Source organism: Bacteroides sp. MSK.18.37, from assembly GCF_019129155.2.
Taxonomy (GTDB): domain Bacteria; phylum Bacteroidota; class Bacteroidia; order Bacteroidales; family Bacteroidaceae; genus Bacteroides; species Bacteroides ovatus.
On record NZ_JAHOIB020000001.1, the window covers coordinates 4,163,875 to 4,187,404 of the forward strand.

Below are 23,530 nucleotides of genomic sequence, written 5' to 3' on the forward strand. Positions count from 1 at the left end.
ACCGTCCATGAAGAAATATGTAATCATTGTCGCCGGTGGAAAGGGCTTGCGAATGGGAAGTGATCTTCCCAAACAATTCCTTCCCATGGGTGATAAACCTGTGTTGATGCATACCCTGGAAGTCTTCAGGAGATATGACGAGGCACTTCAAATCATATTGGTGCTTCCGCAGGAGCAACAAAGTTTCTGGAAGCAACTTTGCGATGAACATCATTTTACGGTAAAACATGTCCTTGCAGAAGGAGGTGAAACACGTTTCCATTCCGTAAAGAACGGGCTGGCACTGGTGCAAGAGCCGGGATTGGTGGGAGTGCATGATGGAGTACGCCCGTTTGTATCAGTAGAAGTGATTCGCCGTTGTTATGAGTTGGCAGAGGTGCAAAAAGCAGTGATTCCTGTGGTGGATGTAGTAGAGACGCTTCGCCATTTGACAGATGCCGGAAGTGAAACAGTCAGCCGGATTGATTATAAACTGGTGCAAACGCCGCAAGTGTTTGATGTAGAGTTGCTGCAACAAGCCTATGCCCAGGAATTTACCCCCTTCTTTACAGATGATGCTTCCGTTGTGGAAGCGATGGGAATGCCCGTTTATCTGGCAGAAGGCAACCGTGAAAATATAAAAATAACAACTCCTTTCGATTTAAAAGTAGGGAGTGCTCTTTTATAAATGTTCGATTTAGCCACACGCGACATAAAATTTATCTCCGGTGTAGGCCCTCAAAAAGCCGCTGTATTAAATAAGGAGTTGGAAATCTATTCCTTGCACGATTTAATTTATTATTTCCCTTATAAATATATTGACCGGAGCCGCATCTATTACATTCATGAAATAGATGGCAATATGCCGTATATCCAGTTGAAAGGAGAAATCCTCGGTTTCGAGACCATTGGTGAAGGACGGCAGCGCCGTTTGACAGCGCATTTTTCGGATGGTACAGGAGTCGTGGATTTGGTGTGGTTTCAAGGTATAAAGTACATCTTGGGAAAGTATAAACTTCACGAGGAATATATTATTTTCGGCAAACCTACTGTTTTCAACGGACGTATCAATGTGGCGCATCCTGATGTAGACAAACCGGATGATTTGAAACTTTCCTCGGTGGGGCTGCAACCTTATTATAGTACGACGGAGAAGATGAAACGCAGTTTCCTCAACTCTCACGCGATTGAGAAGATGATGGCAACGGTGATTCAGCAGATACAGGAGCCTCTACCTGAAACACTTTCTCCCAAGTTGCTGACGGAGCATCATTTGATGCCTTTGACGGAAGCGCTCTGGAATATCCACTTTCCAACCAATCCTGACGTCCTCCGTCGGGCACAATACCGTCTTAAATTTGAAGAACTGTTTTATGTTCAGTTAAACATTCTCCGATATGCCAAAGACAGGCAGAAAAGGTATCGTGGATACATCTTTGAAAAAGTGGGAGATGTGTTCAATACATTTTATACAAAGAATCTTCCTTTCCAACTGACGGGTGCGCAGAAACGGGTGTTGAAAGAGATACGGAACGATGTCGGCAGTGGCAGACAGATGAATCGCCTTTTGCAGGGAGATGTAGGAAGCGGAAAAACACTGGTTGCCTTGATGAGTATGTTGCTGGCATTGGATAATGGCTATCAGGCTTGTATGATGGCACCTACCGAAATCCTGGCAAACCAGCACTACGAAACCATCAAGGAATTGCTTTTTGGCATGGACATTCGTGTTGAGCTACTGACAGGTTCGATTAAAGGAAAAAGGAGAGAAGCGATTCTGACAGGATTGTTGACCGGAGATGTGAAGATATTAATAGGCACACATGCCGTTATTGAAGATACTGTCAATTTCTCTTCTTTAGGCTTCGTTGTGATTGACGAACAACATCGTTTTGGCGTGGCTCAACGTGCCCGTCTTTGGAGTAAGAATGTTCAACCTCCGCATGTACTTGTAATGACTGCCACTCCCATTCCCCGTACGTTGGCGATGACTTTGTACGGTGACTTGGACGTGTCTGTTATCGATGAACTTCCACCCGGAAGAAAACCGATTACTACTATCCATCAATTCGACAATCGCCGGGAAAGCATGTATCGTTCGGTACGTAAGCAGATCGACGAAGGACGCCAGGTTTATATTGTCTATCCGCTGATTAAAGAGAGCGAAAAGATTGATTTGAAGAATCTTGAAGAAGGGTATCAGCATATTCTGGAAGAGTTTCCGAAGTGTACGGTTTGTAAAGTGCATGGTAAAATGAAACCAGCCGAGAAGGATGAGCAAATGCAGCTTTTTGTTTCGGGTAAAGCGCAGATTATGGTGGCTACTACTGTCATTGAGGTGGGAGTGAACGTTCCGAATGCTTCGGTTATGATTATTGAAAATGCAGAACGTTTCGGGTTATCACAGTTACATCAGTTGCGCGGTCGAGTAGGGCGTGGAGCAGAACAGTCTTATTGTATTCTGGTGACGAATTACAAGTTGACGGAGGATACCCGGAAACGATTGGAAATCATGGTGCGCACCAATGATGGCTTTGAAATAGCAGAAGCCGATTTGAAATTGCGTGGTCCCGGTGATCTTGAAGGTACACAGCAAAGCGGTATCGCTTTCGATTTGAAGATCGCGGATATTGTCCGCGACGGTCAACTGTTGCAATACGTTCGTGCTATAGCTGAAAGTATTGTAGAACAAGACCCTGCAGCACAAAGTCCGGAGAACGAAATCTTATGGCGACAGCTTAAAGCCTTACGGAAAACGAATGTTAACTGGGCTGCCATAAGCTGAAAAACGGTTAAACATGCAGTTTATTTGCGTAAATGTGTTGCAAAACATATTTCGGCTCTATTCTCCCTATTTATAGGAGTTTAACGACCTGATTCCTCTTCCTTTTCGTTCTAAGCATCTGAAAAATAGTTAATAACTTCCTTGCCATTTCGTAGGAAAACACTATCTTTGGAAGAATTTTTTTAGTAAATGTATTGTTTAACCATTTGCAAAGTCGAGTATTATGCTTGAAAAAACGCTGGTCATTTTAAAACCGTGTACCCTTCAACGGGGATTGGTTGGTGAGATTACTCATCGCTTTGAGCGTAAAGGATTACGGTTGGCTGGCATGAAGATGATGCAACTGACTGATGAATTGTTGAGCGAACATTATGCCCACCTTAGCGGCAAATCCTTCTTTCAGCGTGTGAAAGATTCGATGATGACAGCTCCTGTCATTGTTTGTTGTTTCGAAGATGTGGATGCTATTCAAACAGTCCGTACGTTGGCGGGACCAACTAATGGACGTCTGGCTGCCCCGGGTACCATTCGTGGGGATTACAGCATGAGCTTTCAGGAAAATATAGTTCATGCTTCTGATTCTCCGGAGACTGCGGCTATTGAATTAAAGAGATTTTTTAAACCGGAAGAAATATTCGATTACAAGCAGGCAACATTTAACTACCTGTATGCAAATGACGAATATTAAATAGAATTGATAAAAAAGGAATGAATTTCAATTGCATTATTAAAACAGGATTGGTCGCTGTTGCGGCTATGGTCAGCTTGAGCTCTTTCTCACAAGACCTGATTGCCCGCCAGGCACCGATAGACAAAAAATTAAAATCAGTAGATTCTTTGGCATTGCAGAAGCAAATCCGTGCCGAACAATCCGAATATCCCGCTTTAAGTCTTTATCCGAATTGGAATAATCAATATGCGCATTCTTATGGAAATGCGATTATTCCGGAAACATATACAATTGACCTGACGGGTTTTCGTATGCCGACTCCGAGTACAAAAATAACTTCGCCTTTTGGCCCGCGTTGGAGAAGAATGCATAATGGCCTTGATTTAAAAGTTAATATCGGTGATACGATTGTTTCTGCTTTTGATGGTAAGGTACGTATTGTGAAATATGAACGCAGAGGGTACGGTAAATATGTAGTCATTCGTCACGATAATGGATTGGAAACTATATATGGACACTTGTCTAAGCAGTTGGTTGAAGAAAATCAGTTGGTAAAAGCTGGTGAACCGATCGGGTTGGGTGGTAACACCGGACGTTCTACAGGTTCGCATCTTCATTTCGAAACCCGCTTCCTGGGAATTGCAATTAATCCGATTTATATGTTTGACTTTCCAAAACAGGATATCGTTGCCGATACTTATACGTTCCGCAAAACAAAAGGTGTGAAACGTGCAGGCTCTCATGATACCCAAGTGGCTGACGGTACTATCCGTTATCATAAGGTGAAGAGTGGCGATACATTGTCCCGCATTGCTAAATTGCGTGGCGTATCAGTCAGCACGCTTTGCAAACTGAATCGTATCAAACCGACCACTACTTTGCGTATCGGACAGGTTTTGCGTTGTTCATAAAAAATATAGCTTATAAAACAGTAATACAATATCTTTAGGAGAGGGCACTTTAATATAATTTAGAGTGCCCTCTTTCTGTTTTTACTTAATTATTGTTACCTTTGCGCACTATTTGGAAGAAGATGAAAGATACCAAGCAACAATTTGAACATGTCATCGCTTTGTGCCGTGACTTATTTTCCAAGAAGCTGCACGATTACGGGCCTGCATGGCGTATCCTGCGTCCGGCTTCGGTGACTGACCAGATTTTTATTAAAGCCAATCGGATTCGTAGTATTGAAACCAAAGGAGTGACCTTGATTGATGAGGGAATCCGTGCTGAGTTTATTGCGATTGTCAATTATGGCATTGTCGGGCTCATCCAGTTGGAATTGGGTTATGCCGAGTCTGCCGACATCAGCAATGAAGAAGCGATGGCTTTATACGATAAGTATGCAAAAGAGGCATTAGACCTGATGCTTGCCAAAAACCATGATTATGATGAAGCCTGGCGGAGCATGCGTGTCAGCTCTTACACAGACTTGATCTTGATGAAGATTTACCGTACCAAGCAGATTGAGAGCCTGGCCGGCAACACATTGGTGTCAGAGGGAATTGATGCCAATTATATGGATATGATTAATTACTCTGTTTTCGGACTGATTAAGATAGAATTTGAAGGATAAGAACTTACATATCATTCAGGAGGTAGTGGCGAATACGTGTCGCTTTCTTTTGGCGGCATCGTTCATCTTTTCCGGATTTGTAAAGGCAGTTGATCCACTGGGGTTCCAGTATAAGATCCAGGATTATCTGACCGCATTCGGAATGGCTTCCTGGTTCCCTTCATTCTTCCCTTTATTGGGAGGCATCATCTTGTCAGCCGTTGAGTTTTTTATCGGTATCTCCTTATTTTTTGCTACCAGAAGAACATTGGCTACTTCGTTGGCTTTGATGCTGATGATTTTCATGACACCACTGACCTTGTATCTTGCCATCTTTGATCCGGTTTCGGACTGTGGCTGTTTTGGAGATGCCTGGGTGTTGACGAACTGGGAGACATTCGGTAAGAATATAGTTCTGCTGTTTGCAGCAATGATGGCTTTCCGTCACAGAAGGATGCTGGTTCGTTTTATCAGTGTGAAAATGGAGTGGCTGGTTTCTCTCTATACGTTGTTCTTTGTATTTACTTTGTCGTTCTATTGTCTGGACCGTCTGCCTGTTTTAGACTTTCGTCCTTACAAGATCGGAAAGAATATTCTGGAAGGAATGACAATGCCCGAAGGAGCGAAACCGAGTGTATATGAAAGCATCTTTATCTTGGAAAAGAACGGAGAGAAGAAAGAATTTACGTTGGATAACTATCCGGATAGTACCTGGACATTTGTCGACACACGGACAATCCTGAAGGAAAAAGGATATGAACCGGCTATTCACGATTTCTCTATGATTGATCTGAATACGGGCGAGGATATAACAGACGATGTATTGACGGATATAGGATACACCTTCCTGTTGGTTGCCCATCGGATTGAAGAGGCGGATGATAGTAACATTGATTTGATTAATGAGATATATGACTATTCGGTGGAGCATGGCTATAAGTTTTATTGCCTCACTTCTTCACCGGAAGAACAGATCGAATTGTGGAAGGACAAGACGGGAGCCGAATATCCTTTCTGTCAGATGGATGATATTACATTAAAGACGATGGTTCGTTCCAATCCGGGATTGATACTGATTAAGAACGGAACAATTTTGAATAAATGGAGCGATGAGGATATACCGGATGAATATGTGCTGACGGACAAACTGGAAAATCTGTCGTTAGGAAAGCAGAAGGTGAGCAGTGACACTCATACGGTAGGATATGTATTCTTATGGTTTGTTATTCCATTGTTGTTAGTGCTTGGGGTGGATGTTTTGGTCGTTCGCCGCAGAGAACGGAAAAACGCGAAGCGGAAGCAACAAGAGGAAGAGATGAAAAGCAAAGAATTAAAAACGGAGAATCCGAAAATAGAAGAACAAGAATAAAAAAAATAAATGATAACGAGCGGCCTCTGTAACGAACGCTAATTCCGATCGTTCAATTGTCAATCGTGAAATCGTAAATTTATTAACCCTTTAAAATAAAAAACAAAATGAGAAAGAACATTGTTGCAGGAAACTGGAAAATGAACAAAACCCTTCAAGAGGGTATCGCTTTGGCTAAAGAATTGAACGAAGCATTGGCTAACGAAAAGCCTAACTGTGATGTAATCATCTGTACTCCGTTTATCCACCTGGCTTCTGTTACTCCGTTGGTAGACGCTGCAAAGATCGGTGTAGGTGCTGAAAACTGTGCAGACAAAGCTTCAGGTGCATATACAGGTGAAGTTTCAGCTGAAATGGTTGCTTCTACAGGTGCAAAATATGTAATTCTGGGACACTCTGAACGTCGTGCATACTACGGTGAAACAGTTGCTATCCTGGAAGAAAAAGTAAAATTGGCTTTGGCTAACGGTCTGACTCCGATTTTCTGTATCGGTGAAGTGTTGGAAGAACGCGAAGCTAACAAGCAGAACGAAGTGGTAGCTGCACAGATGGAATCTGTATTCTCTCTGTCTGCTGAAGACTTCTCTAAGATTGTATTGGCTTACGAACCGGTTTGGGCTATCGGTACAGGTAAAACTGCTTCTCCTGAACAAGCACAGGAAATCCATGCTTTCATCCGTTCTATCGTAGCTAACAAGTATGGTAAAGAAATCGCAGACAATACTTCTATCCTTTACGGTGGTAGTTGCAAACCTTCTAACGCTAAAGAACTGTTCGCTAACCCGGACGTTGATGGTGGTTTGATTGGTGGTGCTGCTTTGAAAGTATCTGATTTCAAAGGTATCATTGATGCCTTCAATTAAATGATAGTTGATAAATGATAGTTGATAGTTGCTATGTAGTATAGCCTGCTATCGACTATCGTTTATCTTTTCAACTATCATTTTCCGACTGTCATTCTCTAACTGTCATTTATCATTTATCAACAATCAACTGTTTAATAATGAAAGTTTTACTTACCCTATTGTTTGTTTTGACAGCTACTTTTGCGCAAGCGCAAAGTATTATCAAGAGTTTGGAACGTAACATTCCGGGGCAAGGAAAGGTGACTATCCATCAAGATCCCCGCATCGAGGCTCTGATAGGTATGGAACGTCCTGCAACAGGTGAACAGAAAGTAATAAAGACTTCCGGATTCAGAATCCAGGCGTATGCCGGTAACAATACTCGTCAGGCGAAGAATGATGCTTATCATGTAGCATCGCGTGTGAAAGAGTATTTTCCTGAATTGACGGTATATACTTCGTTCAATCCGCCTCGTTGGCTTTGTCGTGTAGGTGATTTCCGTAGCATTGAAGAAGCGGACGCAATGATGCGTCGGTTGAAAGCTACCGGTGTGTTTAAAGAGGTTTCTATTGTAAGAGACCAGATCAATATTCCTTTATAATTGTATCATGTTAGAAAAAGAAGAAATTGTTTCTCCGAATCTGGAGGAGTTAAAGAGTCATTATCGTAGTATTATAACTTTGTTGGGTGAAGATGCCGAAAGGGAAGGGTTATTGAAAACTCCGGAACGGGTGGCTAAGGCGATGTTAAGCTTGACGAAAGGGTATCACATGGACCCTCACGAAGTGCTTCGCTCCGCTAAATTCCAGGAAGAATATAGCCAGATGGTGATTGTGAAAGATATCGATTTCTTCTCTCTTTGTGAACATCACATGTTGCCGTTCTACGGAAAGGCGCACGTGGCTTATATTCCTAATGGCTATATCACAGGGTTGAGTAAGATTGCCCGTGTAGTCGATATATTCTCTCATCGTCTGCAAGTGCAGGAACGCATGACACTGCAAATCAAAGAGTGCATTCAGGAAACGCTGAATCCACTGGGAGTAATGGTGGTGGTGGAAGCCAAACACATGTGTATGCAGATGCGTGGTGTAGAAAAACAAAACTCTATTACTACTACTTCTGACTTTACCGGAGCTTTCAATCAGGCAAAGACTCGTGAAGAGTTTATGAATCTGATTCAACACGGAAGAGTATAATCTATTTTCTGCTCACTAAACAAATAAGTTTATCGTAAAACGACGCGATCTCCCAACCGCTTTGCCATGATGCTTTGTACGGTTCTCAACTCATTATAGCGTTGCATAAGTGAGTCGCATTTCTCATTATCATGGGCAAGAGCAGGATCTTGGAGGGCATAAAGCATGTGCTTCAATTCCTCTGTTACGATTGCATACTTGAAGTTAATCATTAACATCGGAACCATTTCATAGAGCCGCTCTTCATCCGTCACAATCTTTTGGGACTTGGAGTGATACTTACTAAGCTGATAACGCACATTAATCAAGTCTACACTCAATTTACTGATTACCGGATCAGGATGTGCCAGGAAATAACGTTCGGCAATGAAGTTGGAATCGTGCATGTGTGCAGCAGCTTCCGATAACATTTGGCGGTGCAGCGGATTATGGAAGGCTAACTCGTCCTCTTTCAAATCATTAACCACATACTCTATGACGGTTACCGGAATTTCGTTTCCTTCTTCATCGGTCAGGTTACACATGATTTTCTCTCCATAACGAACTACCGCCTGTAATATCAGTCGCTCGAATTTGTAGAATTCCTGCCCTTCCTTTCCTTCCTGCGGAATAAAGGAAGCATAACTGTCTTCCTGCAGAGCAGGAGGAACATCTGTATATCCGCCATCCACTTCAGGAGGTAACGGAATATCTCCATTAGGTATTGGAACATCTTCAGGAGATGTGCTGCCCTGTGACATCATAGCCGTTCTTTCAGCCATCCGGCGTTCCCGTTCCGTTTGTTCAGCTCGCTTCTCTGCTTGAGTTTCCCGTCTTTTGGCAACTTCTGATACTAGCAGCTTATCTTCTACATGAAGTAGCTGCGCGCATTCTTTGATATAGACGTCTCTGACAATTGCTTCAGGGATGACAGAAATACTTTGCACCAGATTACCAATCAGTTCCGCACGCTTGATGGGATCTTTTCCTGCATCCTCCAGTAGCAAGTTCGTTTTGAAGCGGATAAAGTCCGTTTCATGTTCCGAGATAAAAGTCTGAAATTCCGTTGAGTTGTGCTTGCGGGCAAAAGAGTCTGGGTCGTCCCCATCGGGAAGAAGACAGACTTTGATATTCATACCTTCCTCCAATAACATGTCAATTCCCCGGATAGAAGCCTTGATACCTGCTGCGTCGCCGTCGTAAAGCACAGTCATGTTGTTGGTAAACCGGTGAATCATACGGATTTGTCCCGGTGTAAGGGCTGTTCCCGAGGAAGCAACCACATTCTCTATGCCGGATTGATGCATGGAGATTACGTCCGTGTAGCCTTCAACCAAAAAGCAACGGTCTTGTTTTACAATAGCCTGTTTGGCAAAATATATACCGTATAACTCGTTACTTTTGTGGTAGATTTCCGATTCGGGCGAATTGACATATTTGACTTTGACCCCTTTCGTAGCACTGGCAAGTACACGTCCGCCAAAAGCCACCACTTTGCCGGAAAGCGTATGTACAGGGAAAATAACACGTCCCCAAAAACGATCCCGTAACCGGTGGTCGTCCGTTTCGTAGCAAAGTCCTGTTTTTACCAAGTACTCTTTCTTATATCCTTTTTGGATTGCTTCTTTGGCGAATGCATCGTGGGCTTCAGTGCAGTAACCTAATTGGAATTTCTCAATGATGTCGTCGCGAAAGCCACGGTTGCGGAAATAGGCCATACCGATGCTACGCCCGTCTACATGATTTTTTAGTATATTCTGGAAATAGTCGCGTGCAAAGTTATTAACGATAAACAGACTTTCGCGTTCGCTTTGCACAAACTTCTCTTCATCGCTTAATTCCCGCTCCTTGATTTCAATATTATATTTCTTGGCAAGGTACTTCAATGCTTCCGGATAAGACATCTGCTCGTGTTCCATAATGAAATGCACGGCATTTCCACCTTTTCCACAAGCAAAACATTTGCATAATCCTTTAGCGGGAGAGACATAAAAAGAAGGGGTTTTATCACTGTGGAACGGACATAAACCGACATAATTGACACCACGTTTGCGCAGGGTGACAAAATCCGAAACGACATCCATAATTTGTGCCGCGTCCAATATCCGGTCTATGGTAATTTGATCTATCATTCTTTCTCCTGTGAATCCGTTTTTGCGGATACAAAGGTACACATAAAAAAATCCCCTGCAAAGAACTTTTTTGCAGGGGATCGTTAAATCTTGGCACCGGTATTGATTATTTAATCTTTTCCCGGATCTTCGTCAGATACTTTTTCATACCTTCCGCATCCTTGTTTTCGATTATTTCGAGAAGGTTTTTCAACTCTGTCCGGATATTAGTCACTTGTCCCGGAGTGCGTGGGTTGAACAGTATTTCCTGAAGCAGGTAATCATCTTCGCTTAGCAGCCCTTTGGCGATTGCCATGTGCTTTTTGAACGTAGTTCCCGGGGCTTCCTGATGTTTCATTACGGCAGCAAATACGAACGTCGATACGAACGGAATAGAAAGCGAGTAGGCTACTGTTTCGTCGTGCTCATCAAATGTATATTCGAAGATGTTCAACCGTAATGTCTGGTAGAGGTCTTTGAAGAATATTTTTCCCAGGTGGTCGCCTTCACTGATGATGATGGCATTTTCGCTGCTTAGATTGCTAAGACTTGCGAAAGTCGGGCCAAACATAGGGTGACTGGAAACGTAGCGGAAACCACTTTCTTCGTAGAACTTCTTCAATCCTGTTTTTACAGAGGCAATGTCACTAATGATACAGTCTTTCGGTAATACAGGCAGTATTTTGCGAAAGGCATCCAACGTGTACTTCACTGTAACAGCATTAATAACCAGTTCCGGTTCAAATTCCTTAATCTCCTCCAATGTAGTGAAACGATACGTGTTATAGACGAAACGCAACTGGTGCGGGTTGACGTCGAACACGGCCGTCTCGTGTTGAAAGCTCAAAATATCAGTAAAGAAGGAGCCCATTTTACCGGCTCCAAGGATTAATATTCTCATAATGTTTATTATTTAGTGAGAGTGTGTCAAAACACAAATTATCGCAGATTATTTCAACTATATTGATATATTAATCAACGACTTATAAAATTATTTCTGCGATAATTTGCGTTAATCTGCGTTTTATTATTCATTATGACACACCTTCACTCTAACTACTTATTAATAATTTCCATCTGTTGACGAACTGATTCTTCGTGGATGGCTTCGAAAATCTTCTTCATAAACTCGCTGTCCATACCGCATTGTTCGCCCTGCGCGCCACGTTTTTCCAGAATCTCATTGTAACGTCCGGCTTGAAGAACTGTGATTCCGTGCTCCTTTTTGTAAGTACCGATTTCACGGGCCACACGCATTCTTTTTGCTAATTCCTGAATGATATTGTCGTCACATTCATCAATCTGTTTACGGAGTTGTGCCAGACTTTCGGTAGACTGTGTTTCCGTACGGATTACCAACAGATTGAGGATATAGTCGAGTACGTCCGGAGTAACTTGTTGAGAAGCATCGCTCCATGCGCAATCCGGGTTGCAGTGGCTTTCTACAATCAGACCGTCGAAATTCAAGTCCATAGCCTGTTGGCAAAGCGGTGCAACCAACTCACGTTTTCCACCGATATGGCTCGGATCACAGAAAATCGGAAGATTAGGGATGCGGCGGCGCAGTTCGATAGGAATATGCCATTGGGGAAGATTCCGATAGATCTTTTTGTCATAACTGCTGAAACCTCGGTGGATAGCACCCAGACGCTTCAAACCAGCGTTGTTGATACGTTCCAGTGCTCCGATCCATAATTCGAGATCCGGGTTCACCGGGTTCTTAACCAATACAGGGATATCAACCCCTTTCAGTGCGTCAGCGATTTCCTGTACGGCGAAAGGATTAGCAGTGGTGCGTGCACCTACCCAAAGAATATCGATTCCCGCTTTCAGACATTCGTAAACGTGTTTGGCTGTTGCTACCTCTGTAGAAACATACATTCCAGTTTCTTTCTTCACCTCTTTCAACCAGGCAAGACCTTCTACACCGATACCTTCGAAACCTCCCGGTTTGGTACGCGGCTTCCAGATTCCGGCACGATATATTTTTTGTCCTTTAGCAGCCAGTTGTTTGGCTGTATCCATTACTTGTTCTTCTGTTTCTGCGCTACACGGGCCGGCAATGACAATCGGTCTTTTAGCTTCAACGCCCGGTAATAAAATTGATTCGAGTTCCATATTCTTATTTGTTTTTATTCTTTTAATAACTTGTTTTCATTGAAATTGTTCTGTTGTCTCATTCTGCTGTCGTTCTCTCTTTGTAAGAGGTTAGATTCTTTTAATTCTTTCCAGAGCTTCTGCCAGCTTATTGTCCTTGCAACAAAGTGAGATACGAATATACCTTGCTCCGTTACTGCCGAAGATAAATCCCGGAGTGATAAACACTCTTGCTTCATGCAGCACCTTTTCTGTCAGTTCCTCTACATCCTTGCAGGAAGCAGGAATCTTTCCCCAGAGGAACATGCCTACTTGTTTCTCATCGTAGGTGCATCCCAATGCTTTCATGATCTCACCGGCAAGGTGACGACGGTTGCGGTAATTCTTATTATTACCTTCATACCAGTCTGTTTCAGCCTCAAGGGCGGTAGCTGCAGCCAGTTGCATGGCACGGAACATACCGCTGTCGATATTGCTTTTCACTTTCAATATCCATTGTACGAATTCCGCGTTTGACGCTAGCATGCCGATACGCCAGCCGGGCATATTGTGGCTCTTGCTCATAGAATTGAACTCGATGCAACAGTCTTTGGCTCCCGGTACACTTAGAATACTGATAGGTTTTTCGTTCAGGATAAAGCTGTACGGATTATCATTCACAATTACGATATTCTTGCGACGGGCAAAGTCAACGAGACGTTCATAGATTTCCGGAGTTGCATTGGCTCCCGTCGGCATGTTGGGATAGTTGGTCCACATCAGTTTTACGCGACTAAGATCCATTTTTTCCAGTGTCTTGAAGTCAGGCATCCAGCCATCTTCTTCTTTCAGGTCGTAGTTGATAACTTCCGCTCCGAGTATTTTACTCAAAGAAGTATAGGTAGGGTATCCCGGATTCGGGACTAGCACCTGCTCACCCGGATTGACGAATGCCAGCGTAACATGGAGAATTCCTTCTTTAGAGCCGATTAAAGGCTGTATCTCCGTATTCGGATTCAGTTCCACTCCATACCAGCGTTGATACCAGGCAGCGAAGCCTTTGCGCAGTTCAGGGATACCTACATACGGTTGATAACCGTGTCCGTTGGGATCATGAGCATTGTTGCACAATGTTTCGATGGTTTCCCTTGAGGGAGGCATATCAGGGCTTCCGATACCGAGGCTGATAACATCCTTTCCCTCTGCATTCATCTGTGCTACCTCTTTTAGCTTCTTTGAGAAGTAGTATTCGCTAACACTTGCCAATCTGTCGGCAGGAGCGATTTTATACGTTTGACTTTCCTTCTGCATATTCGCCTAATAATTTAAGTTCTTTGGTTAATGGAGTGATTGCAGCAATAGACTGCTTGTATCTTAGATAATCGTTGAAAGCTACATCTACGTAAAACTGGTATTCCCATTCCCGTCCGATGATAGGCAACGATTGAATTTTTGTCAGATTGATATTATAGAACGATAGAATGGATAAAACCTGTGACAGGCTGCCTTCCGTATGTGGAAGAGTGAATACGATACTTGCCTTGTTGGTTGCATTGGCATGATGTTGACGGAGTTCGTCTACTTGCCAGGGATCGGCAACAACCAGAAAACGGGTGAAGTTGTGCTTGTTTGTTTCAATACCTTCCTGAAGGACTTTCATACCGTAACGTTCAGCTGCTGCTTTGGAGCAGATGGCAGCGTGTCCTTTCAGATTTTCATTCTTGATGATTTCTGCGCTGCGGGCCGTGTCTTCACCTTCCACCACTTTCAACTGCGGATGTTGATTCAGAAATTCGCGACACTGCATCAGGGCGATAGGGTGGGAGTTGACTTCTGTCAGATCTTCCCAGTTCTCATCGGGGAGACAGACAAAACTGTGCGAGATGCGCAGTTTGTATTCACCGATAATCTGTGTGCCGCTTTGTCTCAACAATTCATTGTTGTGCAACAAACTTCCCGCAATCGTATTCTCGATGGCTAGCATTCCGATAACCTGGCTGTCTTTCCGTATCGAAGTAAACACATCTTCGAAGTTGGCACAACAGATTAACTCTATTTCTTCTCCCTCGAAGTACTTGTGTGCGGCGATATCATGATATGAGCCGAGTGTTCCTTGAATTGCTATCTTTTTCATTGTTCTAAATATATTATATAAAAAAATCCCGCGTCCATATTGGAGCGGGATTCATATGATTGATTTCTCTATTCAGTCCTTAAGCATCACTGTCACTTGATACATACAAACTCCCGCTCTACTTTGTTGCTAAAGTAAAAGTAAAAAAAGAAGTAATATGCATAAGTAAATGATTTCATTCGAATCTATCTTTTTTGCTTTGGTTTTTAATTCTGGGGCAAAAGTAATAATTTTCTGTTAGATGCAAACAAAAAACGATACTTTTTTTGTTTTCTTGCCTAAAATAGATGAAAAGGATACTTAAAAGATGCCGGGAAGTGCTTCAGGCTTTGGTCCCAGGTTCTTGAATTCTCCGTTCAGACCAGCTTCCTCTTTCGGATTCAATTCCAGAGATTTCTTCATGTCCTCTACCGAACCGTCCTTATCACCATTCAGTAATTTAGCACGTCCGCGTTCTTTGTAGGCTTCCGCAAAGTTCGGATTCAGCTCGATGGCTTCATCAAACAGGCCGATGGCTTCCGTCAGTTTTTTCTGGTTGATATAAAGTTGCCCTAAATAAAGGTATGCCTGTTCGTTGAACGGGTTTATTTCCGTCACCAGTTTGTAGTCCTCTTCTGCCTCTTCGTCCTTGCCGTCTGCTTCTTTCACTTTTCCGCGCAGGAGCATGGCTGTCTCTTCTTCCGGATTCTGGGCGAGCACAGCATCTATATCTTCCATCATATCTTTATACTGTTTCAGGTTCATCAATGCTTCCGCACGTAATAGGCGAGCTTCAATGAAATCATCTTTCAAAGTGATTGCTTTGGTGAGATGGGCAATAGTCATCAGGTCGTCATCCTGTCCCTTACGGGCTTTCCCTAATAGATAATGAGCCACGGCATTTCCTTCTTCGATGGCAATCGCTTTATTGGCAGCTTCTTCCATAGCCTGATAATCTTCCTGGATGAAGCATACATTGGCCAGTGTCAGGAAAGTGCTTGTGACGTCAGGTTCCATAGCAGCCATCTTTTCCAATAGCTCGCGGGCCTTTGCCGTTTCCCCCATCTGGATATAGAGTTGGCTAAGATAGCCCATTGTTTCAAACTCTTCCTTGATGGCAAGAGCTTCAATAAAACATTTTACTGCATAATCCGGACGTCCCATGCGTTGCGCACGTAAACCGTCGTATTTGAAAATCTCGAAATTTTTCTGATCGTTTTTCTGTTTTTCACTTTCCGGAGTTTCCGACTTACCGGAGAAGAAAGATTTAAAAAAGTTCGGCATGGTGTGTTATTTTTGAGTTACTTTGCAAAGGTAGTAACTTATTTTGAAATATGTATCATTCCATCCTGCATCTTCCATTCACCTTCCTCCAATAAATATTGGATGACTTCGCTGATGCTCTCTTTTTCCGCTTCTATCTTATCGGCTATTTCTATTGGTGTCAGCGGTTTCTGGGTGAGTAATTCTGATATTTTCTTTTTCAGTTCCTCGAAATCGAAAGAATTCTCGGTCAGGGCATCGGTTGCACGGTGACTAAGACAAACATCGCATTGTCCGCAGTTGTGCTCGTTCTTCTCTCCGAAGTAACGGAGCAGCATCCGGCTCCGGCACACATTCTCCGAAGTGACATACTCTTCCATCGCTTTGATGCGGGCTTCATACCGGGCTTTGCGTTCTTCGTAGACGGAAGGAGGAATATGCACAAAACGAAGTTCCTGCCGTTCGCGGGTGTATATAATATAAGGTGTCTTTTTGTGCGGAATGTAATCCACGATACGACGTTTGGTAAGCGTGACCAGTATATTATAAATTTGTTCGCGGGTCAGTCCGGTACGTATGGACAGGGTTGCTTCGCTGATATAGGCATAGTCGGTGAATACTCCGGTGTAAGAGCGGAGAATCGTCTGTATCAGTGCTTCGGCTTCCGTTCCCATTTCTCGCAATTTGTATAGTTCGTCCCGGCGAATCGTGAAAAGAATACGAGAGGCATTATCCTGTTCGTCCGTATATTCCAGATAGCCGGCTTGAGTCAATATTTTCAGTGCACTGTCCACCGGAACCGGGAAGTATTTGAACTTCCGGCAAAACTCTTCCAGATTAAACTCGCGGACACATTGGAAACCGTCGCCCATTGCCATCTGATAGTAATACTGCAAATGTTCGTAGACATTGAGAATATACTCCTTGTCGGGGAAAGTATCCACAACGCGCCTGTGCAGCGTCGTTCTGTCCGTTTTGCTGTATAAGATTACAGCATACGCTTTTTCACCATCCCTTCCTGCACGACCGGCCTCCTGGAAATAAGCTTCGAGAGAGTCGGGGAGATCGAGATGCAATACGATACGCACGTCGGGTTTATCAATCCCCATTCCAAAGGCGTTTGTAGCTACCATTACACGAACTTCTCCGCTTTGCCAGCGTTTTTGTCTGAGGTCTTTTACGGCATTATCCAGTCCGGCGTGATAGAAGTCGGCGGTAATATCTTCGTTTACCAGTAACTCGGTGATTTCTTTGGTGCGTCGTCTGTTGCGGACATAGATAATGGCGCTGCCGGGTATCTTTCGTAAGATATGCAACAGCTCTTGAGTTTTGTTATCCGTTTGCCGGACGATATACGCCAGGTTTTTCCGTTCGAAGCTCATGCGGAAAACATTCTCTTCACGGAAATCCAGGCGGGCTTGAATATCCTTCACTACTTCCGGAGTGGCGGTCGCCGTAAGTGCCAGTACCGGAATTCCCGGTAGCAATGTCCGTATTTCGGCAATTTTCAGGTAAGCAGGACGGAAGTCATATCCCCATTGTGAGATACAGTGACTTTCGTCGACCGTAATCATGGAGACTTTCATTGATCGCAGTTTGGTACGGAATATGTCCGTGTCCAGACGTTCCGGAGAAATATAGAGGAATTTATAATTACCGAAGATGCAATTCTCAAGAGCAGTGAGAATCTCCTGCCGTGTCATGCCTGAATAGATGGCAAGCGCCTTGATGCCGCGTTTACGCAGGTTTTGCACCTGATCTTTCATCAGGGCGATGAGAGGAGTAATGACAATGCAAATCCCTTCCTGGGCGAGAGCAGGCACTTGAAAAGTGATGGACTTACCGCCTCCGGTCGGCATAAGTCCCAGTGTATCTTTGCCTTCGCCGATACTGGTGATGATCTCCTCCTGCAAGTCGCGGAAGGAGTCATATCCCCAATATTGCTTTAATATCTCCTGATACTTATTCAATCGGCTTTATATCCTCGATTTGAAGTTGTACTTCACCACGCTTGTGCGTGTTTTCTTCAATGGTGTAACAGATGTCGAACGAGCGTTTCGTTTTGATATAACGTACGTGTGAGCTCTGTCCGAACGCGATACCGTTCATTACATTATTCGATTTATTATCGACCAGTTCGAGTTTGATATGTTCCTGATCGCGTCCCACCACTTTACTTGTTCCGTAATCATAAACATGATGAGTGCAGAAAATAGGTTTCGTGTTATCAGGACCGAAAGGATTAAACTTTTTCAGGTCGCTGAAGAACTTGGATGAAATATCCCTGAAATCTATTTCAGCATCAATCTCGATAACGGCACTGGTTTGTTCCGGTAAGATATGCTGTGAAACGTATTCTTCGAATCGTTTGGTAAAGGCATTCACGTTTTCCACTTTCATCGACAGTCCGGCGGCGTATGTATGTCCCCCGAAGTTTTCCAGCAGGTCGCGGCAATGCTCGATTGCTTTATATACGTCGAAGCCGGAAACTGAACGTGCGGAACCTGTTGCCATATCATCCGTCCGGGTCAGTACCACGGCAGGGCGGTAGTACACTTCTGTCAGACGGGAAGCTACGATGCCGATCACGCCTTTGTGCCATTCTTCGTTGTAGAGCACGATGGAGCGGCGATCGGCTAATCCTTCCAGATTGGCAACGATGTTGTTTGCCTCTTCCGTCATACTCTTGTCGAGGTCTTTCCGGGTTTCGTTGTACTGGTTGATTTGTCCGGCTTTCTCAAGCGCTATCGAGAAATCTTTTTCCGTCAGCAGGTCTACGGCTTCTTTTCCGTTTTGAATACGTCCTGATGCATTGATGCGCGGTCCGATTTTAAACACAATATCGCTGACGGTGATTTCCTTTTCAGAAAGTCCGCATACGTCGATAATAGCCTTCATACCAATGCTCGGGTTACTGTTCAGTTGCTTCAGACCGTGGTAGGCGAGGATACGGTTTTCACCCATAATCGGAACGATGTCCGATGCAATACTCACGGCTACAATATCAAGCAAAGGAATCAGGTGGTGGAACTCGATACCGTTACTGATAGCGAATGCCTGCATAAACTTGAAGCCGACTCCACAACCGGAAAGGTGAGTGTACGGATACGTATTGTCCAGGCGTTTGGCGTTCAGAATAGCTACGGCAGGCGGAAGCACATCATCCGGTACATGATGATCGCAGATGATGAAATCAATCCCTTTCTCTTTGGCATAAGTGATTTCCTCTACTGCTTTAATTCCACAATCGAGTACAATAATCAGTCCTACGCCGGTTTCTGCGGCATAGTCCACTCCTTTTTTAGAAATGCCATACCCTTCATTGTATCGGTCGGGTATGTAATAATCAAGGTTCGAATAGAACTGTTGAATAAACTTGTAGACCAATGCTACGGCAGTAGTACCGTCTACGTCATAATCTCCATAAATTAGAATACGTTCTTTCTTTCCCATCGCCCTGTTCAGACGTTCTACTGCAATATCCATATCCTTCATCAGGAACGGATCATGCAGGTCGGGCAATTGCGGGCGGAAAAACTTCTTGGCATCTGCTGCCTTCGTAATTCCCCGCTGCACCAAAAGTTGTCCAAGTATCGGGCTAATCCCTAGTTCCTGGGCCAATGTCTGGCTTGTCTCTGCCTGTTCGGGTGTAATGGGTCGATAATTCCATTTGTGATTCATTTTATATATTGTTTTTTCTTTTTCTGTTCTCAAGGGTTGAAAAGGCACTTCTTTCCAACAAGGGGTAAAAGTACGAAAAAAAGCGGAAGTGTATAGTAGATAAGACGAAAATATTTCAAGGCTGTAGAAAACAGAGGTTTGATAAAGGTAGCTTTTTTACTTGTGAAAGATATGGGATGCTGACAAGCAAGTGTGAAACTCTATTCTAACTAACTTGTCCTGTGGTCAGTTCTTTTTTTAGAAAGTCGTACACGTAACCGGCACTTTGGTAATAAAGTCCCGTAGTCGGATCACTCAAACGCTCAAAGGTGTCGGAATTGTAGTAGATTTCCATTGCTTGCGTCATATTATACTGCCATTCCTCCATGAGTATCCGTATGATTTCACTACTTAAATCTTCAATCATACATTCTATTTGTGTATTCGTCAGCTTCATAGTTTCTTTAGGTATGAAAGGGCATGTTCAGTGCCGAAGTAATATTGTATGGTCAACCCGTTGGCATATTTTAGTTCTTCAATCAATCTGCTCATTGAAATGTCTCCCATGCTGTAACGACGTAACTGATAGGTTACTCCGTCGTCGGCAATAGGACCAATGACTATATCGTAAGTGTGTGCAGGATGTGTATGGCTACGGTCGCGGTTGAGTAAAACGAACTGTGCCCATTCTTCACAGTAATCATCGAATATTTTTATTTGCAGATCTGAAGTCTTTATTATTTGATCTTCCAGTTCGAAGATGGTCACACATGGCTCTCCGGATTGTAATTGATCGGTTTTTTGTTTGGCTAAGGCATGTGCCTGTTCATAACCGGGAGAAAGATAAAATCCTTGGCCAAAGTCTTTGAAGGGCTTTGAACGAGATAGGTCCGGCTTGTTTATTTCCATATTTGAACCATGTTATAGCTTCATTACAGTTGTCCTCCATTTCTACGGCATACCATTGATAAAGCTTCAATAGAATCTTCGAAAGATTGTGTGTGCATTACTTCATAGTGTTTTTGTAAAAAAACAAGGCCTTTAAAACGATTCAAATAGTTGAATGCCTGTTTTTGCTTGATTTGATAAGTCGCTGCGAACTCTGCGATTAAAGCTACAGTAAAATTCAATTTGTTTTTCTCTATGCGAGACATCATGGTTCTCCTTTCTTCATTTGTATTACCTTCCGAAAACAAAGATAGGAAAAACTCTGCAATATCAAAAATAAGAAGCTATTAAAAGTTGACTTAAAGCTCTGTTGCTCACTCTGAATTAGATGCAGTCAGAAGATATGGATTATCTGGATAGTAAAAAAGGGAGGTAGAGAAAATGGAGCGAGCGGAAAGTTACAGGGATTTTTGGATGAATGGCGATTATTAACTAGCTTTAGCGGCCTAAATGATTAATTTCTCTATCTATGATAAAAAGAAACTTGTTAATTGCTATCTTGATTTTATGTTCTATCGGAACATTGAAAGGGCAAACCGCATCCGATTCTTTGGCAATCGTATCTGCCCAATGGAAGGTGGAAAGTCCTCAAAAAGGACTCATTTATAAGTATGCTTCTATCCCCCGATTGTATCAGGGACCCCAGTCTGTTAGTCTGATAGAAGTTGATCCCGGTGCGGGCTTGAAAGTTGATGTTGCCGTTTCGGATAAAATGAAAGAAACAAGTAAGATTGCTTCTGAATATAACGCTATTGCAGCCATTAATGGCTCCTATTTTGACATGAAACGGGGAAACTCGGTCTGTTTCCTGAAGACGGATCGCCAAGTTATTGATACAACGCTGCAGAGTGAGTTTAAACAGCGTGTCACAGGAGCCATTAGTGTGCGCAAAAGGGGAATGAAATTAATTCCTTGGAACAAACAGATAGAAAAGAATTATAAAGGCAAAGCAGGTACGATACTAGCTTCCGGTCCGTTAATGTTGAAAGACGGACAGGTTTGTGATTGGAACTCGTGTGAACCGAATTTTATCCGGACGAAGCACCCTCGTAGTGCTGTTGCTACTACTAAGGATGGAAAAATACTGTTGATAACGGTAGACGGGCGTTTTCCTGAACAAGCAGGAGGAGTGAATATTCCGGAATTGGCACATCTGATTCGTGTTTTAGGGGGGGAGGATGCATTAAATTTGGATGGAGGTGGATCTACTACTCTTTGGTTGTCCGGTGCATCGGATAATGGAGTCGTTAATTATCCTTGTGACAATGGGCGGTTTGACCATGCCGGCGAACGTAAAGTTCCTAATATTCTTTATATAACGCATCAATAACGTTTCCATTATTCATCATTGTATTTAAGGTCTTTCAGTGCATAGATTAAGACTTTTCAGTGCAGAAACTAGTGATTTTTTATGCAGTCGGGTAGTCGTCCCGTTGTAACGGGACAATGGGCACTTTATAAAAAGACGAATGTCACCTTATAGGGTGACATTTATCATTCTATAAGGTGACTAGCTATCTTCAAAAGGATGAAAATTACTAAAGATACAAAATTAATTAGTGAAAAGCAATAGTAGGGTAAGAAATTTATCTGTATTGCAAACAGACTTAGAATTCAAATCCGAATCTAATTCCTACTCCATGTAACTCCCATGTATCATCCCAAGTGTTATGATAATAATGTCCTCCATAGCTGTAACTATAATCCGTTGTGGTGTCATAATCTTGGAAGTTATATATCAAAGCTAAATTCAAGGCCTTTTTTCCTTTTAAAGAAAAACGTACTCCTACTCCTATTGAAGCATACGCTCCTTCTATGTCTCCTACAGCATATCCGGCTTTTACGTCGGCAAACGGAGTCACTTTTTTGTTGATGAAGTTAGCTCTGAAGTTGGCATAGATGGGTGCTGCAACAAGATCTGCATCTGTATAGTAGTTGAGAGCGACACCGCCACCTACAAAGAAATAATTGTTGAACTGATAACCATGTGTGGTTGATAATTCAATTTTAGAGGCATTGTAGTCACTCACATCGCCAATATATGCAAAGTCTACAAAACCCTTATAGCCTTTTAATGTATTTCTTGCGGCTTTGCGGTCGTTGGTATCTTTACGATAATCTCTTGTGTACCGCTCTTCTTTTGTGATTTTAGTCACATCACTCATCTGACAGATGATGAGGCTGCCATCACTTGTTTTGATTTTTAAAGAAACATTGGGCACTTGTTCAATGATTACTCCTTTGATAATGCTGCCATTCTTTAAATACACTACTTCTGTGTAGTTCTGTGCTGCGACATAAGTACTGATACTTAACAATAAGGTCAGTACTAATAGTAGTTTTCTCATGTTTATATGTTATTGGTTTATAATTTCTTGAGTGCGCTATGAATAGAGCCTGCCCAATAGTTGCGTAATCCGAAACCACGTGCTTTTCCATCTGTTATCCATTCTTCAATGATTTCCTTTGTTTCGGTATTGAAGAATACGACTTCATACGTACCTCTATTGTTTGATTTGTCCAGGAACTGTGCGATAAACACCATACCTACTCCGGGTGTTTTCTGGATAGGCAATGCGTTGATGGCTGCTTTGATTTGCTCTTTACTAAGAGTATATTTTCTTTTAGCAGTCATTAGCTCGGTCAGGTCGATGTTTTCGTTCACCTGATTAACGGCATCCAGTGAAATCTCTGTCACTTCTTTTTTCAATTGTTTTCCTACGTTATACTTCTTAGCTTCTGTGATGAACAGTTCATTGATACGTCTGAAAGCATCTTTGAATTGTGCCGGTGATTCATCTGCACCGAAAATTTTTACTTGGGAGTAGTCTACCCCATAGAACTTAATAGACTGAATGTCTTTCAATGCACTCTTGCCTTGTCCGAAACAGAACAGGCTCGTGCTCAAGAATAAGAATAGAATAAGTTTTTTCATATACGTTAATGTTAAAGTGATATAGTTGGTTACTAACTTCCA

The 23,530-nt window shown here is 42.9% G+C and carries 23 protein-coding genes; 10 read left to right on the forward strand and 13 right to left on the reverse strand.

Annotated features, from left to right (window positions below; translation table 11 throughout):
• The first annotated feature begins 7 nt into the window (after window positions 1-7).
• The 9 genes from KSX81_RS16070 (at window position 8) to folE (ending at window position 8,403) form a co-directional block, all read left to right on the forward strand.
• Window positions 8-667, forward strand: coding sequence for a 2-C-methyl-D-erythritol 4-phosphate cytidylyltransferase (locus KSX81_RS16070; RefSeq protein ID WP_004297252.1), 660 nt, complete (start codon window positions 8-10; stop codon window positions 665-667).
• Window positions 668-2,764 carry an ATP-dependent DNA helicase RecG gene (gene recG, locus KSX81_RS16075; RefSeq protein WP_004323589.1) on the forward strand — a complete coding sequence of 699 codons (2,097 nt, stop codon included), beginning with the start codon at window positions 668-670 and terminating at the stop codon, window positions 2,762-2,764.
• Window positions 2,765-2,987: 223 nt separating this feature from the next.
• A complete protein-coding gene (gene ndk / locus KSX81_RS16080) occupies window positions 2,988-3,452 on the forward strand; it encodes a nucleoside-diphosphate kinase (protein WP_004297255.1) in 465 nt (154 codons plus the stop codon).
• Between the two features lie 20 nt (window positions 3,453-3,472).
• A complete protein-coding gene (locus KSX81_RS16085; protein WP_004297256.1) occupies window positions 3,473-4,345 on the forward strand; it encodes a peptidoglycan DD-metalloendopeptidase family protein in 873 nt (290 codons plus the stop codon).
• A 122-nt stretch (window positions 4,346-4,467) separates the two neighbouring features.
• The gene (locus KSX81_RS16090; protein ID WP_004297257.1) at window positions 4,468-5,010 is read left to right on the forward strand and encodes a DUF1599 domain-containing protein; all 543 of its coding nucleotides are present in this window, start codon (window positions 4,468-4,470) and stop codon (window positions 5,008-5,010) included.
• Window positions 5,000-6,358 (forward strand): BT_3928 family protein, encoded by a 1,359-nt coding sequence (locus KSX81_RS16095; protein ID WP_004297258.1) that lies wholly within the window; start codon window positions 5,000-5,002, stop codon window positions 6,356-6,358. The genes KSX81_RS16090 and KSX81_RS16095 overlap by 11 nt, the downstream gene beginning before the upstream one ends.
• Window positions 6,359-6,465: 107 nt before the next feature.
• Window positions 6,466-7,221: a triose-phosphate isomerase gene (tpiA, locus tag KSX81_RS16100; RefSeq protein ID WP_004297259.1), complete on the forward strand. Its 756-nt coding sequence runs from the start codon at window positions 6,466-6,468 to the stop codon at window positions 7,219-7,221.
• Between the two features lie 140 nt (window positions 7,222-7,361).
• Window positions 7,362-7,805: an SPOR domain-containing protein gene (locus tag KSX81_RS16105; RefSeq protein ID WP_004297260.1), complete on the forward strand. Its 444-nt coding sequence runs from the start codon at window positions 7,362-7,364 to the stop codon at window positions 7,803-7,805.
• 7 nt (window positions 7,806-7,812) lie between these two features.
• Window positions 7,813-8,403: a GTP cyclohydrolase I FolE gene (gene folE, locus KSX81_RS16110; RefSeq protein ID WP_004297261.1), complete on the forward strand. Its 591-nt coding sequence runs from the start codon at window positions 7,813-7,815 to the stop codon at window positions 8,401-8,403.
• Between the two features lie 29 nt (window positions 8,404-8,432).
• Here folE and dnaG read toward each other — a convergent pair whose 3' ends face one another.
• From dnaG to KSX81_RS16165, 11 genes are all read right to left on the reverse strand, one after another.
• A complete protein-coding gene (gene dnaG, locus KSX81_RS16115; RefSeq protein ID WP_004315469.1) occupies window positions 8,433-10,514 on the reverse strand; it encodes a DNA primase in 2,082 nt (693 codons plus the stop codon).
• A 106-nt stretch (window positions 10,515-10,620) separates the two neighbouring features.
• Complete coding sequence (locus KSX81_RS16120; protein WP_004297263.1) at window positions 10,621-11,394, reverse strand: prephenate dehydrogenase; 774 nt, start codon at window positions 11,392-11,394, stop codon at window positions 10,621-10,623.
• 155 nt (window positions 11,395-11,549) lie between these two features.
• A complete protein-coding gene (locus KSX81_RS16125) occupies window positions 11,550-12,611 on the reverse strand; it encodes a bifunctional 3-deoxy-7-phosphoheptulonate synthase/chorismate mutase type II (RefSeq protein WP_004297264.1) in 1,062 nt (353 codons plus the stop codon).
• Between the two features lie 90 nt (window positions 12,612-12,701).
• Window positions 12,702-13,880 (reverse strand): pyridoxal phosphate-dependent aminotransferase, encoded by a 1,179-nt coding sequence (locus tag KSX81_RS16130; RefSeq protein WP_032844052.1) that lies wholly within the window; start codon window positions 13,878-13,880, stop codon window positions 12,702-12,704.
• Complete coding sequence (locus KSX81_RS16135) at window positions 13,855-14,703, reverse strand: prephenate dehydratase (protein ID WP_004297266.1); 849 nt, start codon at window positions 14,701-14,703, stop codon at window positions 13,855-13,857. The genes KSX81_RS16130 and KSX81_RS16135 overlap by 26 nt, the downstream gene beginning before the upstream one ends.
• A 300-nt stretch (window positions 14,704-15,003) precedes the next feature.
• A complete protein-coding gene (locus KSX81_RS16140) occupies window positions 15,004-15,966 on the reverse strand; it encodes a tetratricopeptide repeat protein (RefSeq protein ID WP_004297267.1) in 963 nt (320 codons plus the stop codon).
• Window positions 15,967-16,004: 38 nt separating this feature from the next.
• Entirely contained in the window at window positions 16,005-17,915 is a 1,911-nt protein-coding gene (locus tag KSX81_RS16145; protein ID WP_138293815.1) for an ATP-dependent DNA helicase RecQ, read from the reverse strand.
• Complete coding sequence (recJ, locus tag KSX81_RS16150; protein ID WP_004305474.1) at window positions 17,908-19,626, reverse strand: single-stranded-DNA-specific exonuclease RecJ; 1,719 nt, start codon at window positions 19,624-19,626, stop codon at window positions 17,908-17,910. The genes KSX81_RS16145 and recJ overlap by 8 nt, the downstream gene beginning before the upstream one ends.
• Before the next feature lie 205 nt (window positions 19,627-19,831).
• Complete coding sequence (locus KSX81_RS16155) at window positions 19,832-20,062, reverse strand: hypothetical protein (RefSeq protein ID WP_004297270.1); 231 nt, start codon at window positions 20,060-20,062, stop codon at window positions 19,832-19,834.
• Window positions 20,059-20,514: a DUF3990 domain-containing protein gene (locus KSX81_RS16160; protein WP_004297271.1), complete on the reverse strand. Its 456-nt coding sequence runs from the start codon at window positions 20,512-20,514 to the stop codon at window positions 20,059-20,061. Before KSX81_RS16160 ends, KSX81_RS16155 begins: the two co-directional genes overlap by 4 nt.
• A 23-nt stretch (window positions 20,515-20,537) precedes the next feature.
• Window positions 20,538-20,759, reverse strand: a complete 222-nt coding sequence (locus tag KSX81_RS16165) for a DUF3791 domain-containing protein (protein WP_004305471.1) — start codon at window positions 20,757-20,759, stop codon at window positions 20,538-20,540.
• Between the two features lie 263 nt (window positions 20,760-21,022).
• Between KSX81_RS16165 and KSX81_RS16170 the strand changes: the two genes are divergently transcribed.
• Window positions 21,023-21,883 (forward strand): phosphodiester glycosidase family protein, encoded by an 861-nt coding sequence (locus KSX81_RS16170; protein ID WP_004297274.1) that lies wholly within the window; start codon window positions 21,023-21,025, stop codon window positions 21,881-21,883.
• 277 nt (window positions 21,884-22,160) lie between these two features.
• On the opposite strand, the gene KSX81_RS16175 is transcribed toward KSX81_RS16170, so the two are convergent.
• Together KSX81_RS16175 and KSX81_RS16180 are read right to left on the reverse strand one after the other, a co-directional pair.
• On the reverse strand, window positions 22,161-22,901 hold the full coding sequence (locus tag KSX81_RS16175) for a hypothetical protein (RefSeq protein ID WP_004297275.1): 741 nt from the start codon (window positions 22,899-22,901) through the stop codon (window positions 22,161-22,163).
• A 17-nt stretch (window positions 22,902-22,918) separates the two neighbouring features.
• The gene (locus tag KSX81_RS16180; RefSeq protein ID WP_059365526.1) at window positions 22,919-23,488 is read right to left on the reverse strand and encodes a hypothetical protein; all 570 of its coding nucleotides are present in this window, start codon (window positions 23,486-23,488) and stop codon (window positions 22,919-22,921) included.
• Between the last annotated feature and the right edge of the window lie 42 nt (window positions 23,489-23,530).